The sequence below is a fragment of the Methylobacterium sp. GC_Met_2 genome (assembly GCF_026540795.1).
Classification (GTDB): Bacteria; Pseudomonadota; Alphaproteobacteria; order Rhizobiales; family Beijerinckiaceae; genus Methylobacterium.
Genome location: NZ_JALNUM010000141.1, coordinates 1 through 14,747, shown reverse-complemented (window position 1 = coordinate 14,747; position 14,747 = coordinate 1). Strand labels below are relative to the sequence as shown.

At 68.3% G+C, this 14,747-nt stretch carries 13 protein-coding genes; 7 read left to right on the top strand and 6 right to left on the bottom strand.

Annotated elements, in window-relative coordinates:
* The 3 genes from OXS49_RS29380 to ybgC form a co-directional block, all read left to right on the top strand.
* Positions 1-216, top strand: a 216-nt coding sequence (locus tag OXS49_RS29380; RefSeq protein ID WP_267428181.1) for a hypothetical protein, incomplete at its 5' end; no start/stop codon positions are given.
* Between the two features lie 202 nt (positions 217-418).
* Entirely contained in the window at positions 419-1,141 is a 723-nt protein-coding gene (locus OXS49_RS29375) for a DUF4142 domain-containing protein (RefSeq protein ID WP_267428180.1), read from the top strand.
* 99 nt (positions 1,142-1,240) lie between these two features.
* Entirely contained in the window at positions 1,241-1,687 is a 447-nt protein-coding gene (gene ybgC, locus OXS49_RS29370) for a tol-pal system-associated acyl-CoA thioesterase (protein ID WP_244001160.1), read from the top strand.
* Positions 1,688-1,690: 3 nt separating this feature from the next.
* Here the strand turns inward: ybgC and OXS49_RS29365 are convergent, their stop codons facing one another.
* Positions 1,691-2,479 (bottom strand): aldolase/citrate lyase family protein, encoded by a 789-nt coding sequence (locus OXS49_RS29365; protein WP_244001162.1) that lies wholly within the window; start codon positions 2,477-2,479, stop codon positions 1,691-1,693.
* Positions 2,480-2,787: 308 nt separating this feature from the next.
* Between OXS49_RS29365 and tolQ the strand changes: the two genes are divergently transcribed.
* The 4 genes from tolQ to tolB all read left to right on the top strand — a co-directional run bounded on the left by tolQ (position 2,788) and on the right by tolB (position 6,765).
* Positions 2,788-3,504, top strand: a complete 717-nt coding sequence (gene tolQ, locus OXS49_RS29360) for a protein TolQ (protein ID WP_091713126.1) — start codon at positions 2,788-2,790, stop codon at positions 3,502-3,504.
* A gap of 24 nt (positions 3,505-3,528) precedes the next feature.
* On the top strand, positions 3,529-3,972 hold the full coding sequence (locus OXS49_RS29355; RefSeq protein ID WP_243918374.1) for a biopolymer transporter ExbD: 444 nt from the start codon (positions 3,529-3,531) through the stop codon (positions 3,970-3,972).
* Between the two features lie 10 nt (positions 3,973-3,982).
* Entirely contained in the window at positions 3,983-5,359 is a 1,377-nt protein-coding gene (gene tolA / locus OXS49_RS29350; protein ID WP_244001164.1) for a cell envelope integrity protein TolA, read from the top strand.
* A gap of 68 nt (positions 5,360-5,427) precedes the next feature.
* A complete protein-coding gene (gene tolB / locus OXS49_RS29345) occupies positions 5,428-6,765 on the top strand; it encodes a Tol-Pal system beta propeller repeat protein TolB (protein ID WP_244001166.1) in 1,338 nt (445 codons plus the stop codon).
* 181 nt (positions 6,766-6,946) lie between these two features.
* Here the strand turns inward: tolB and OXS49_RS29340 are convergent, their stop codons facing one another.
* The 5 genes from OXS49_RS29340 to OXS49_RS29320 all read right to left on the bottom strand — a co-directional run.
* Positions 6,947-8,179, bottom strand: a complete 1,233-nt coding sequence (locus OXS49_RS29340) for an MFS transporter (RefSeq protein WP_267428179.1) — start codon at positions 8,177-8,179, stop codon at positions 6,947-6,949.
* A gap of 79 nt (positions 8,180-8,258) precedes the next feature.
* Positions 8,259-10,799: a PAS domain-containing sensor histidine kinase gene (locus OXS49_RS29335; protein ID WP_267428178.1), complete on the bottom strand. Its 2,541-nt coding sequence runs from the start codon at positions 10,797-10,799 to the stop codon at positions 8,259-8,261.
* 369 nt (positions 10,800-11,168) lie between these two features.
* Positions 11,169-12,569: an adenosylhomocysteinase gene (gene ahcY / locus OXS49_RS29330; RefSeq protein WP_244001172.1), complete on the bottom strand. Its 1,401-nt coding sequence runs from the start codon at positions 12,567-12,569 to the stop codon at positions 11,169-11,171.
* Between the two features lie 211 nt (positions 12,570-12,780).
* Entirely contained in the window at positions 12,781-13,185 is a 405-nt protein-coding gene (locus tag OXS49_RS29325) for a CsbD family protein (RefSeq protein WP_244001174.1), read from the bottom strand.
* Between the two features lie 158 nt (positions 13,186-13,343).
* A partial coding sequence (locus OXS49_RS29320) for a KUP/HAK/KT family potassium transporter (RefSeq protein ID WP_267428177.1) occupies positions 13,344-14,747 on the bottom strand: 1,404 nt, incomplete at its 5' end.

Genomic DNA, 14,747 nt, shown 5'->3' with positions numbered 1-14,747 from the left:
GGAAGGATCGAAATGATCAGTCCCGTCTTTTCGAGGGATAAGCCTTCTGAACACGTCCGAGTGATGACCCATGCGCTTCGTTCAGGTCAGCAATTCAATCGCTTCATGGGCGATGACCCCGAAATGACCAAGACGATCGCCGGCCAAGCGGCGCCATACAAATCGGTAACATGCTGTCAGCACTTAAATTTTAGTCTCACGTTTTCATCTGTATAGCCAAGCTTGGCAACCGGCGTTCAAACTGACGAGACGGGAAAAACTTGGTTCCGGCATGGAACAGGGCGAAGACGCACCTGTTGTGGTGGCGACCGCGCCAACTTGGTTTGGTGCCGGCTAGGCTGTCGCATTCAGGGCCCTGCCCCTCGGTTCGCGACAGATCTTCCAGCCTCAAGAACAACGTCAGGGATCAACTTCCGCCATGAAGAGAATGACGCTCGCCGTCCTCGGCCTTTCCGCTGCCTTCACCGCTCCGGCCTTCGCGCAGGACGCGCTGCCGATCCGCGTGCTGCCCTTCGCCCAGCAGGACGGCGTGGGCGCCGCCGCCACCGAGACCCCGGCCTTCCGCGCCGAGGCCCTGCGCTCGGACGCCACCAGCATCGAGGCAAGCCGGATCGCCCTGCAGCGGTCGCGCAACCCGCAGGTCCGCAACTACGCCAACCGCGTTCTGGTTGAGCGCAAGGCGACCACTGACGCCCTGCTGCCCCCGAACACGTCCCTGTCGCGCAACGGCACGGTCGTCTCCGACAACGAGGGCATCCGGACCGATCTGAGCAACCCGATCGGCCTGGTGCTGGCGCCGGTGACCGTGGCCGCGAATATCGGTACCAGCATTGTGGGTGGCGCGCTGGGCGCGGTCGGCATCATCGACAACAGCCCCGCCGAGCCGGGTCGCCGCGTGGCGCTCGGCGAGCGCGGTCAGGCGCGCCTCGCGCGGCTGCAGTCGGCCCCGAACGGCCGCGCCTTCGATCGGACTTATGTCGATCAGCAGGCCCGCTCCGACGCTCAGACCCTGGCGCTCTACGACGCCTACGCGAAGTCGGGCGACAACGCCCAGGGCCGCAAGTTCGCCAACGAGGCGCTGCCCTACATCGCCGACGAGCACGCGCATTCGGCGACCCTCGCCAACCGCATCGGCGGCTGATCGATCCCAATCACGCTCTGACTTACGCGAAGGCCGTCCCCCCAAGGGGCGGCCTTCGTCGTGTTGCACGTCCGTGCTGGCGGCCGCTAAAGGACCGGCATGACCGAACCCTTGGCCGCGACCGGCGATCCGAAGGCGGCGGACGCGCCGCCACATCGCATGAGCGTCCGCGTCTACTACGAGGACACCGATTTCTCGGGCTTCGTCTATCACGCGAGCTACCTGCGATTTCTGGAACGCGGCCGCACGGAGCTGCTGCGCGACCTTGCCGGCGACCAGTCCGACCTGCACCGGGAGGCGCAGGGCCTCGTCTTCGTGGTCCGCCGGATGAGCCTCGATTTCGTCAGCCCGGCCCGGATGGACGATCTGCTGACCATCGTCACCCGCACGCGAACCCTGCGCGGCGCTTCGATGCAGCTTGCCCAGGAGGTGCGCCGGGGCGACGTGCTGCTGGTCGCCGCCGAGGTCACGGTTGCCTGTGTCCGCGACGGCCGCGCCGTCCGCCTGCCGGAGGCTCTGCGGCGCCGGCTCGGCCCCGCCGGATAGGTCTCAGCCCGCCCGGGACGGATCAGCCTCGCGCAGCAGCCGCGCGAATGCCTCCGCGATGGTCATCGAATCATACGCGATCGAGACGAGCTGGAAGCCCATCGCCACCATCTCGCGCGCGCGGGCGGCCGAAGGCGCGAAGGCGCAGGGCAGCTTGCCCGCCGCCAGGGTCCTGCGGACGATCTCGCCGAGTGCCGCCGTGACGGCCGAACCCGTCGGGTCGATGGCCGCGCCCCGGGACAGGGCGATCGAAAGGTCGGCGGGCCCGACCAGGATCCCGTCGATGCCTGGCACCGCCAGGATCGATTCGAGGGCTGCGATCGACTCCGCCGTCTCGCACATGGCGATGGTGAGCGCGCGTGCATTGCCGCCCGCGAGATACTCCGTCCCGTCCCGGAGGCCGGACAGCAGGATCGCCCGGTCCGGGCCCCAACTGCGCTGACCGACCGGAGGAAACTTGGCGGCCGCGGCGAGCGCCTCAGCCTGCGCCGCCGTGTTGATCATCGGCGCCACGATCCCGGCCGCACCCGCGTCGAGCATCCGCGACACCATGGCGAACTCGCCGACCGGCACCCGTACCAAGGCGGGCTTGCCGGCGAGCGCCACCTCGGTGATCGCCGCACAGCTTGTTCTGTAATCGTAGGCCCCGTGCTGCTGATCCAGCAGTACCGCGTCGAATCCGGCCCGCGCCAAAGCGCCCGCGATGGCGGGATCGGCGATACAGGACCATCCGAGGAACCGGGCATGGCCCGTGGGCAGCAGCTCCTGAAGACTGGGAACGGGAAGTGTCATGCGCTTCCTGTGCAGATCTCGCGTGATGCGCGACTCGGTGTCGCCGGCCGTGACCATACGGGACCCGGTTCCGGCAGGTCCACCCCGCCCCGGTTCGAACAGCCGGACGCCTCAGGATCGCCGGGATCGAAACCGATCCTTAACCCTGTCGCGCCCTTAACAAGTCCGCCGCCATGGCGGGGCGCGGGGGCCGCCGATGGCCCTTACTTTCGACAGATTCGCGGGCGACAGCATTGATATCGCTCACGGATCCGGCGGACGCGGGCCTCGCCCGGCGCAGCGCGGTCCGGAGCAGGAGACCTCGACAGATGAACCCAGCCGACGCGATGCAGGCCGCGCCTGTCGCCGACATGACGCTGCTCGGTCTGTTTCTGCAGGCCCACTTCGTCGTGAAGATCGTGATGATCGGGCTGCTCAGCGCCTCGATTTGGTGCTGGTCGATCATCGTCGACAAGACGCTGCTGTTCCGCCGCACCCGGGCCGAGATGGACGCGTTCGAAGATGCGTTCTGGTCCGGCCGCTCCCTGGAGGAGCTTTTTCGCTCGTTCAACGACCGCCCGGCCACCGGGTTGGCTGCCGTCTTCGTCGCCGCCATGCGGGAGTGGAAGCGCTCGTTCGAGGGTTCGGGCCGCCAGATCCAGTCCCTGTCGCAGCGCATCGAGAAGCAGCTCGACGTCACCATCCACCGCGAGGTGGAGCGGCTTGAGTCCCGCCTTCTGTTCCTCGCCTCGATCGGCTCGGCCGGCCCGTATATCGGCCTGTTCGGCACGGTCTGGGGCATCATGACCGCGTTCACCTCGATCGCGGCCTCCAAGAACACGTCGCTGGCCGTCGTCGCCCCCGGTATCGCCGAGGCGCTGTTTGCCACCGCCATCGGCCTGTTCGCCGCGATCCCGGCGGTGCTCGCCTACAACAAGCTCCAGGCCGAAGTCGCCAAGCTGCAGTCGCGGCTGGAGGGCTTCGCCGACGAGTTTTCCGCCATCCTGTCCCGCCAGATCGACGAGCGTCTGCCGCTCGCCGCCTGAGGCCGATCCGGAGGAGACACGATTATGGGTATGGCAGCAGGCGCATCGCAGGGCGGCAAGCGCCGTCGTCGGAGCCGGCGCGGCGGCCCGATCAACGAGATCAACATGACGCCGTTCATCGACGTCGTGCTGGTGCTCCTGATCATCTTCATGGTGGCCGCACCGATGATGACGGTCGGCGTTCCGCTGGACCTGCCGCAATCCAAGGCCTCGCCGCTCAATTCCGACGTGAAGCCGATCACCCTGTCGATCCGCCAGAACGGCCAGATCTTCCTCGGCGAGGACGAACTCACCGACGACACGATCGTGCCGAAGCTGATGGAAACCGCCAAGACCGGGACCGAGGAGCGTGTCTTCGTGCGCGGCGACAAGCGGGTCGATTACGGCCGGGTGGCGCAGGTGATGGCGATCGTGACCGGCGGTGGCTTCAAGAAGGTCGCCCTCGTGACCGAGCCTGAGCATCAGTAGGGCCTGGATCGTGGAGTTCCGCTTCGACCGCAAGGAACCGGGTGTCTGGATCTCCGCCGGCACCCATGTCGCGCTGCTCGGGCTCGCCCTGTTCAGCGTCGCCGCCCCGGCCCTGCCGGAGGCGCAGGAGGGCGTGCCCGTCGAGGTGATCACCGAGAACCAGTTCTCCGAGATCACCAAGGGTGAGCGGCAGGCCGACAAGCCGATGCCGAACGCGACCTCCCGCGCCGACCGCAAGGCCGAGAAGGTCGAGGATCGCGAACCCGAGAACGCCAAGACCGACGCGCCGACCGCGCCCACGCGCACGGCCCAGATGAAGCTCGCCAACGCGGAGGAGATGCCGCTGCGCAGCGAGCCGGACCCGCAGGAGGTGGCTCAGGCCGCCAAGGCGGCCCAGGAAAAGCGGGACGCCGAGAAGGCGGCCGCCGAGAAAGCCGCGGAAAAGGCAGCCGAGAAAGCCGCCAAGGCTGCGGCCGAGAAAGCGTCGGCCGAGAAGGCTGCAGCCGCCAAGGCAGAGGCAAAGGCCGAAGCGAAAGCCAAGGCGGAAGCCGCCGAGAAGGCCGAGGCCGAGAAGCGCGAGCAGCTTGAGAAGCTGATCGAGAAGCAGGAGGCGGAGGCCGAATTGGCCGCCCAGAAGGCCGCTGCCGCGAAGGCAAAGGCCGAGGCTGCCGCCAAGGCCGAGGCCGCGAAGGAAGCCGCCAAGAAGGCTGCGGACGCCAAGGCGAAGGCCGAGGCGGAAGCCGAGCGCCAGAAGGACCTCGCCGAGGCGAAGGCTGAGGCCGAGCGCGAGAAGGCCGAGGCCGCCGCAAAAGCCAAGGCGGAGGCTGCGAAGGCCGAAGCTGCAGCCAAGGCGGATGCCGCCGCCAAAGCGAAGGCCAAGGCGATGGCGGACGCGAAGGCCAAGGCCGACGGGGAGGCCAAGGCGCGCAAGCAGGCCGAACTCGCCAACAAGTTCAATGCGGGCGACATCCGCTCGATGCTGGCCTCGAAGGCACCGTCGCAATCGACCGGCGCCACCGGCCAGACGGTGCAGAAGGTGGCCGCGCTCGGCGCCGCGACCGGCAATGCCCAGCGCCTGTCGCCGTCGCTGCGGGACGCCCTGGTCGGCCTGCTCCAGCAGCAGATCGAGCGCTGCTACTCGGCGCCCCCCGGCGCAGCCCAGGGGGTGGTCCTGCCGGTGCTCGACATCCGCCTGAACCCGAACGGCTCGCTCAGCACCGAGCCGCGGATCATGCGCGGCGGATCGAGTTCGGTGGATCAGTCGATCGCGCAGGCCGCGCTCCGGGCGGTCCGCCGCTGCGCGCCGTACAACATTCCGGCCACCTACGCGCCGTATTACAACGACTGGAAGGCCATCAACGCGGAGTTCGAATTCACGGCGACGTGAGGCCCTCCAGCCCTTCTTCCGCCCTGATCCGGCCGCCTCGTCAGATCGTCACTCGGATCCGACCCATCATGCATCACCTGCCCTCCGTCGGGCGCCTCCCGACGTCCTTCGCCGCGCGCCTGATCGCGGTCTTCGCGTTGCTGACGGCCTTCCTGGCCGGGCCCGCCCAGGCGCAGCTGCAACTGCGCATCGGCGGCGGCAACTTCCAGCCGATGCCGATCGCCATCGCGGATTTCGGCGGCGATCCGAGCCTCGCCGGCCTCGTCTCCGGCGTGGTCACCAACAACCTGCGCCGCTCAGGGTATTTCACGCCGCTCGAGCATGCGCGCTTTCCCGAGCAGCCGAACTTCGACGCCGCTCCGAACTTCGAGAAGTGGCGCGCCACCGGCGTCCAGGGGCTCGTGACCGGTCGCGTCGTCCGCGATGCCGGCCGGGTCAAGGTCGAGTTCCGGCTCTGGGACGTGACCTCCGGCCAGCAGATGACCGGCCAGCAATACGGGACCGACGCCGCCAATGTCCGGCGCACCGGCCACCTGATCTCGGACGCGGTCTACACCAAGATCACCGGCCTCGGACCCTGGTTCGACAGCCGCATCGCCTTCGTGGACGAGACCGGCCCCAAGGAGAACCGCCGCAAGCGCCTGATGGTGATGGATCAGGACGGCGCCAACGTCCGGGCGATCACCAGCGGCGAGATGTCGGTGGTGGCGCCGCGCTACTCGCCGGCCACCCAGGACATCGCCTTCATGGCCCAGGCCAGCGGCCACCAGCCGCGGGTGCAGATGATCAACCTGGAGACGGGTTCACGGCAGGCGCTCGGCAGTGTCGACTCGATGAGTGCGAGCCCGCGCTTCTCGCCGGACGGCCGCAAGATCGTCATGAGCGTCCAGCAGGGCGGCAACGCCGACATCGTCACCATGGACCTCGCTTCGAAGGCCCAGCGCTCGATCACGAACGGCATGGCGATCGACACCTCGCCGACCTACTCGCCGGACGGCGCGCAGATCGCCTTCGAATCGGATCGTGGCGGCTCTCAGCAGGTCTACGTGATGGGCGCGGACGGCTCGAACCCGCACCGAATCACCTTCGGTTCGGGCTCGGCCTCGCAGCCGGCCTTCTCGCCGCGTGGCGACCTGATCGCCTACACGCGCCAGCGCAACGGCGGATTCGCGATCTGCGTGTCGAAGCCGGACGGCACCGGCGAGCGCGTCCTCACCGAAGGCTTCCACAACGAGGGTCCGACCTTCGCGCCGAACGGCCAGTACGTGCTGTTCTTCCGCGATCCCGGCGGCCAGGGCGGCGGCAAGCTGTTCATGGTCGACATCACCGGCAAGGTCGAGCAGCCGGTCCCGACGCCGGCCTACGCGTCGGATCCGACGTGGTCGCCGCTGCTCGGCGGGCGCTGAGCAGGACCGAGCGGGAGCCCGGCTGCCAGTCGGGCTCCGGCCGCGAGCCGCGGATCACGATGGGTGTTCGGACGGCGGCTTGCGACAGCGTTTCGGACCGCAGGGCACACCCTCAAGAGACTGATCCGCAAAGAATTATCACTTTTGCGTGCCGAATGGTGCTGTCGAGGGATCATCGCTTTTATCCCTGCACCGTAAGCCGGTCCCGATTCCGGAGCGCCGGGAACAGCCTGCCCCACAGCAGCGCGACGCCGACCGTTGCCGCGCCGCCCGCCACCACCGCCGGGACCGCCCCGATCGCGGCGGCCAGCACCCCGGATTCGAACTCGCCGAGCTCGTTCGAGGCGCCGATGAACACCGTGTTCACCGCCGAGACCCGGCCGCGCATGGCGTCCGGTGTCTCACCCTGCACGAAGGTCTGGCGGACATAGACCGAGATCATGTCGGCGGCGCCGGTGACGAACAGGCAGGCCATCGACAGGGGGAGCGAGGTCGAGAGGCCGAACACCACCGTGGCGGCACCGAACACGGCCGCCGCCCGGAGCATGCGCAGGCCCGCATGGCGCCGGAGGGGATAGTTCGCCAGCAGCACCGCCATCGTGACGGCCCCGAAGGCCGGCATGCTGCGCAGCGCCCCGAGCCCGAGGGGGCCGACATGCAGCACCTCCCCGGCATAGATCGGCAGCAGCGCCGTGGCGCCGCCGAGGAGGACGGTGAACAGGTCGAGGCTGATCGCGCCGAGCACCACCGGCTGCGAGCGGATATAGGCGATCCCGGCCGAGAGGGCCGCCCAGGTGATCGGCGGTCTTTCGCCGACGGACGCCGGCCGAAAACGGATCAGCGCGGTGAGGACGCTCGCCAGTGCAAAACTTGCCCCCGCTCCGCCGAACACGACCGCCGGCCCCAGCGCGTAGAGGAAGCCGCCGAGCGCCGGCCCCATCACCGAGGCGCTCTGCCAGAGGGAGGCGTTCCACGCGATGGCCGAGCTGAACTGCGTTGCCGGAACCAGGGTCGGCAGCAAGGCCTGGAGGGCCGGGTTGGCGAAGGCCCGGGCGGTGCCGACCAGAATCACCAGGGCGTAGATCGGCCAGATTACGTGGACGCCCGACAGGGCGCAGGCCAGGAGACCGAAGCTCGCCACGCTCTGGAGCGCGAAGGCCCCGGCGCCGACGAGGCGGCGGTCATAGGCATCCGCGACATGGCCGGTGATCAACGCGCAAACGATCGCCGGTAGAAAGCCCGCGAGGCCGACGAGGCCCAGCGCAAGGGGGGAATGGGTCAGGTCGTAGACGAACCAGCCGATTGCCACCGCCTGCATCTGGTAGGCGAGGCCCGTCAGGAAGCGCGCCGCCCCGAACAGGCGGAAATCGCCGATGCCGAAGACGGCCCAGCCGGAGCGATCCTGTTTGGACATATCCCCTGCTGCGTGGCACCGGCTGAAGAATCAAGCCCAACGGTCGCGGCGGCATCGGCTTTTGCGCCTGCCGTACCGCCTAATGCAGCGCCAGCCCGGGCTTTCGCGGCGGCGTGGCCGAGGGCAGGACATCCAGGATCGGCTCGCGGCGAGACCGGGCGGCCGGATCCAGCGGAAAGGTGCAGGTCACGCAGGTGCCGGCTCCAGTCGCTGTCTCCAGATGGACGCGGCCCCCATGTAGCTCCACGAAGGAGCGGACGATCGACAGGCCGAGCCCGACCCCCCGATGCCGCGTGCCGAGGGTATGGCTCTCGAACCGGTTGAAGACCGAGTCGGCGATCTCCTGGGGCATGCCGCGCCCGTAATCCCGTACGCTCAACAGCAGTTCCTGGCCGCTGCGGCGGGCATGAACCTCCACGCGTTGCCCGGCCTCCGAGAAGCCGACCGCGTTGGAGAGCAAGTTGAACAGGATCTGGCGGACGCGTTTCCCGTCGGCATGCACGCTGCCGATATCCTCGGGCACGTCGAGGGAGAGGGTGATGCGCGATTCGGCGAGCCGGTCCTCGATGCCGCGCACGGCCGCCTCGATGGTGGCCTGGACGTCCACGTCCTCGCGCTGAAGCTCCAGCGAGCCTGCATCGATCGAGGCGAGATCGAGAATATCGTTGATGATGACGAGGAGCGCGGCGGAGGAGCGCATGATGTGGTCGGCGTATTCGCGCTGCCGCTCATTGAGGGCGCCGACCGTCTCGTCGCCCAGGAGCTGCGTGAAGCCGATGATGTTGGTGAGCGGCGAGCGCAGCTCGTAGGAGACGTGGTGCACGAAGGTGTCGCGCAGCTGGGCGGCCTTCTCCAGGGCGTCGTTCTTCTCGGTGAGCGCCCGCTCGACGTTCACGCTGGCGGTGACGTCGATCAGGGTCAGGAGCGTCGCACCCTCCGGCAGCGGCTGGGCAGCGCAATCCAGCACGGAGCCGTCGGCCACTTCCAGGCGGCAGGCCCTGGCAGTCCGCGATTCGAGGCCGACCACCGCATCGCGGATGTCGAGCCACGGCTCCTCGGCGGGCGCCAGTTCCCGGCAGGCCGCAATGACGGCATCGACGTGCGGGCGCTCCTCGACCATCGCGGGGTCGAGCTGCCACACGGTCAGGAACGCGCGGTTGGCGAGCGTCAACCGGCCGTCGGCCCCGAACACCGCGACCGGCTCGGCCAATGTGTCGAGGGTTTCGGCCTGCAGGCGGCGCAGGGCGTTGTACCGCGATTCAGCGTTCAGATGGTCGGAGACGTCGTCGAACAGGTAGGTCAGGCCGCCCTGCGGGTTCGGATCCGCCACGACGCGGAGCGTCCGCCCGTCCGGTAGGTACCACCACGACTGGTTCGCCTCGGCGGCGCGGTAGGCGGCGAGCACGCCCTGCTTCCAGCCCCGGAAATCGGCATGCTCCTCAAGCTTCCGCTTCGCGCGCAGATGATCGAGGATCTCGCCGTCGGACGGCCGGCCGTCCAGGAACGCCTGGTCGAGGTCCCAGAGCTGACGGTAGGCGGCGTTGTGGAAGATCAGCCGCTGCGACACATCGAACATCGCCACCGCGGTCGGCAACTGGTCGAGGGTGCGGACATTGGCATTCATCTGCCGCTGCAGGTCGGCGCGGACGCTCTCCAGTTCCGACACGTCGATGGCGATGCCGACGCGTCCGGTATCGAGGCTGGTCTCGAACACGTCGAGCATGCGCCGGTTGCCGCCCACGATGGCCGAGAGCCGCGGCAGGCTCCGGGTCAGGCCGGCGGCGCGGGCCGCCTCCTCGCGGGCGATGGTCTCCCGGGCCGGCCGGTCGAACAGCTCCAGACCGGCATCGAGGGCGGCCTCGCGGCTCTCCGCCTCGACGGCGTTGACGTAGGCGGCGTTGACCCAGCTCAGGCTGCCCTCGCGGGTCCGCCGCCACACGGGCTGCGGGATCGCGTCGAGCAGCCCGGACAGCGTCGAGAGGCCCCGGCGGGTTTCGTCCAGGGTGGCCCGCAGGTCCGCGATCTCGCTGCGTTCCTGGCTGGTCTCGCGCAGGCGTAGGAGCGCCCGGCCGGCCACCGCCTGCCCGTGCGCCTCGATGCTGCGGCCGGTCTGCGTCCGCAGGCTCAGCGTGAAGCCCGTGCCACGCGCCCGCAAGGCTTCGACGGAGGCCTCGACCGCATTCGCGTCCGCGGCGACGAGCCAGGTGCCGAAGGCCAAGACGCGCCGGGCATAGCCTGAGGTGGGACGCTCGCCGTTGATCGCAAGGCCGACATCGCCTTCCACCACCGGTTCGCTGCGCCGGTCCCAGGTGACGATGATCTGGCGCTCGGCGTTGAGCAGCATCTCGGCGCGGTCATGGGCACCGCGCAGGACGTCGAGGGCCGCGGCCAGTTCGCGCTCGCGCCGGGTCCAGCGGTTGCGCTCATAGAGGTGCAGCAGGGACAGGATGACCGCGAAGGCGACCAGGCCGCCGAAGATCGCCAGCGCGGCGACGCTGTGGATCTCGCGCGCGGAATGGGCCGCGGGCGCATCGACGAGCTCGGCCAGAGCCGCGCTCGCCGTGGTGAGAGCGAGCGCACCCACGCCGATTCGAATGTGGGTCGCCCGACCGACACCCATGGTTTGCCCCGCCCCCGCCGTCGACGGCGATGCGAGCGGCGCGCGCCATCGCGCGGCGCCAAACGCACCGTCCCCGCGGCGGTTCTCCCGAACCGGCGCGGCCCCATCGATCAAAGATTCGACGGCACTCTACCGTGCGTAGGAATCCACCCGGAAGGGGAACGAAGCGTGGCTTTTGACCGACGCGCATAATCAGTCGTTAACGACACACAGAAGACACAGTCCGAGCCCGCATACACAGCTTGACAAACAAGAAGGCCCGACGCAGTGCGCCGGGCCTCCAGGAATCGCCATGAATGGGCTCCAAACGTGGCCCGACCACCGGATATGCAACCGGTGGTCGGGCGCGTCCGCGCGCCCTTCGGAGCCTCAGTAGCGGTAGTGCTCGGGCTTGAACGGGCCGGTCTCGGAGACGCCGATATAGGCCGCCTGATCGGGGCGGAGCTTCGAGAGCTTCACGCCGATCTTCTCCAGATGCAGGGCCGCGACCTTCTCGTCGAGGGTCTTGGGCAGGGTGTAGACCTGCTTCTGATACTTACCCGGGTTGGACCACAGCTCGATCTGGGCCAGCGTCTGGTTGGTGAACGAGGCCGACATCACGAAGGACGGGTGTCCGGTCGCGTTGCCGAGGTTCACCAGCCGCCCCTCCGACAGGAGGATGATGCGGTGCCCGTCCGCGAAGGTGATCTCGTCCACCTGCGGCTTGATGTTGGACCACTTGAGGTTTTTCAGGCCGACGACCTGAATCTCGTTGTCGAAGTGGCCGATGTTGCAGACGATCGCCCGGTCCTTCATCGCCCGCATGTGGTCGAGGGTGATGATGTCCTTGTTGCCCGTGGCGGTGACGAAGATGTCGGCGCGCGGGGCCGCATCCTCCATGGTCACGACCTCGTAGCCCTCCATGGCAGCCTGAAGCGCGCAGATCGGGTCGATCTCCGACACGAGCACGCGGCAGCCGGCGTTGCGCAGGGACGCGGCCGAGCCCTTGCCGACGTCACCGAAGCCGGCGACCATGGCGACCTTGCCGGCCATCATGACGTCGGTGCCGCGGCGGATACCGTCGACCAGTGATTCCTTACAGCCGTAGAGGTTGTCGAACTTCGACTTGGTGACAGAGTCGTTCACGTTGATCGCCGGGAAGAGCAGCTTGCCCTCCTTGGCCAGCACGTAGAGGCGGTGGACGCCCGTGGTGGTCTCCTCGGAGACACCCTTGATGCTGTCAGCGAGGCCAGCGAACCAGCCCTTCGGCTTCTCGGCGAGCTTCTTCTTGAGCAGCGCGAAGAAAACCTCTTCCTCCTCGCTCTCCGGCTTATCGAGGAAGGCAGTGTCGCCGTTCTCGGCACGCAGGCCAAGGTGGACGAACATGGTGGCGTCGCCGCCATCGTCCAGGATCATGTTCGGCGTGCCGCCGCCATGCCAATCGAACAGGCGCGAGGTGTAATCCCAGTACTCCTCCAGGGTCTCGCCCTTCACGGCGAAGACCGGGACGCCGGCGGCCGCGATGGCGGCGGCGGCGTGGTCCTGGGTCGAGTAGATGTTGCAGGAGACCCAGCGGATGTCGGCGCCGAGCGCCTTGAGGGTCTCGATCAGCACGGCGGTCTGGATGGTCATGTGGAGCGAGCCGGCGATCTTGGCGCCCTTCAGGGGCTGCGCAGCGCCGTACTCCTCGCGGACCGCCATCAGGCCCGGCATCTCCGTCTCGGCGATCGAGATCTCCTTGCGGCCGTAATCAGCCAGCCCGATGTCCTTGACGATGTAATCCTTGGCCATGTGTCGACCGCTCCGTGTTCGCGTGGGGTTCGGCGCGAGCCTCTACCACCTCGCGAGCCACGAAGCAATCAAGACATAAACATGTCTTTATACGTTCTCGAGCGCGCTCCCCCGAAGTAGACACCGGTTCGGCGCAAGCGAGCGCGTCACGATACGGCGTCAGAGCCGGGACGGCCGCTAGGCTGCCCCGGCAGGTCCACGAGGCGCTTCGTTAGCGGGTCGGGCGAGCCAGCCAGCCAACGGCGAACGCGACGGCGGCCACGAGGGCGAGGGTCGTTCCGCGATTCTCGTCCGCGCGTGCCGCGATGCTGCGGCTGTGGTGAACGGCGCGGTCCCGGTAGTGCTGCCCGCGCTCGAAGGCCTCGTCGGCGAGGTCCCGGCCGCGCGCGCTGACGTCGCGGAACCGAGTCCGGCCCTCCTCGACGAGATGCTCACCGCCGTCGCGCAGGTCCCGCACGGCGTTCCGGGCTTCGCCATAGGCGTATTGGGCGGCGCCGGCGGCTTGGTCGTAAGCGCCCTCGAACTGGCGTCCCGGATTGCCGCTGACCGCGCCGGCAGCCGTCTTGGCCCGGCCACCGAGGTGGCGGAGACCGCCTTCGAGATGATCCCTGTTCATCGTGTCCCTCCGATCCGGCATGCGCCGGGATGGCGCACCGCCTGCGTCGGGGCGGAACGGGGCGGGAGCGTTGCGGTTCCGTTCGGAACGCGGATCGAATCACACGTTTCGGTGCGTCCTGCCCCTCCAAAGCCGCGTCTCACGCGGCCGCAGATCCCTCAGATTTCGATTTCAGTCCCGACTTCCACCACCTGCCGGGTCGGGACTCCGAAGAAGGCGCCGGTGCGCTCCGCGTTGCGCTGCATGAAGGCGAAGAGGTTCTCCCGCCAGGGTGCCATGCCGCGATCGTCACTCTTGGCGATGATCGTCTCGTGGCCAACGAAGATGGTCATGTCATCGAGCACGTGCGGCGGCAGGTGGCGCGATTCGACCGCACAGGCCAGACCCTCGGGGATCGAGGCCTCCTCCATGAAGCCGTAGCGCAGAATCACCCGGTAGAAGTCCGGCGCCAGGATCGTCACGTGGGCGCGCTGCTCCCGCTCGACGGTCGGGGTCTCCTCGTAGAGCGCCGTGATGATCAGGATGCGCTCCATCAGGGCGTGGTTGCGCTCCACGAACCGGGACAGGTGCAGCGGGATCCCGTGCTCGGCCGCCGACAAGAAGGCCGCGGTGCCCGGCAGGCGCAGCAGCTCGCGGTGTTGGAGGCCGGAGAGGAAGATATCCTCCGGCAGGCGCAGGAGGACGCGCGCTTCCTCGACAAGCTCGTTGCCTTTCTTCCAGGTCAGCATCATCAGCGCGACGAAGCCGGCGAGCACCAGGGGAAACCAGCCGCCCTCCAGGATCTTCACGCTGTTGGCGGCGAAGAACACGAGGTCGATGGCCAGGAAGAAGCCGTTCACCGCGAAGACCAGGATCGGGTTGTAGCCCCAGCGAAGCGCGATCAACGCGGCGAGCAGCGTGGTGATGCCCATCAGCATCGAGACCGCGATGCCGTAGGCGCCGGCCAGCGCGTCGGAGGAGCCGAACATCACCACCGCCACGAGGGTGGCCACGGCGAGCAGCCAGTTCACCACCGGGACGTAGATCTGGCCGCGCTCGTCCCGGGCCGTCTGGACGATGCGCATCGCCGGGAGGAAGCCGAGCTGCACCGATTGCTGGGTCAGCGAAAACACCCCCGAGATGATCGCCTGCGAGGCGATGACCGTCGCCATGGTGGCAAGTGCCACCAGCGGATAGTGCGCCCAGTCCGGACACAGGCGGAAGAACGGGTTCTCGATTGCGCTCGGATCGGCGATCAGCAGCGCCCCCTGCCCGAAATAGTTGAGCACCAGCGCCGGCAGGACCAGGGCGAACCAAGCCAGACGGATCGGCAGGGCGCCGAAATGGCCGAGATCGGCATACATCGCCTCGCCGCCCGTCACCGCCAGGAACGCCGCGCCCAGCATGGCGAAGCTGACGGCAAAACCGGCATGGAACATGAAGTCGAGCGCCCGGAGCGGATCGGCGGCGGCGAGGATCTCGGGATTGTGCAGGATCCCGACGATCCCGAGCAGACCCAGAATGAGGAACCACGCGAACATGACCGGGCCGAACACCCGGCCGATGGCGGCCACGCCCTTGTA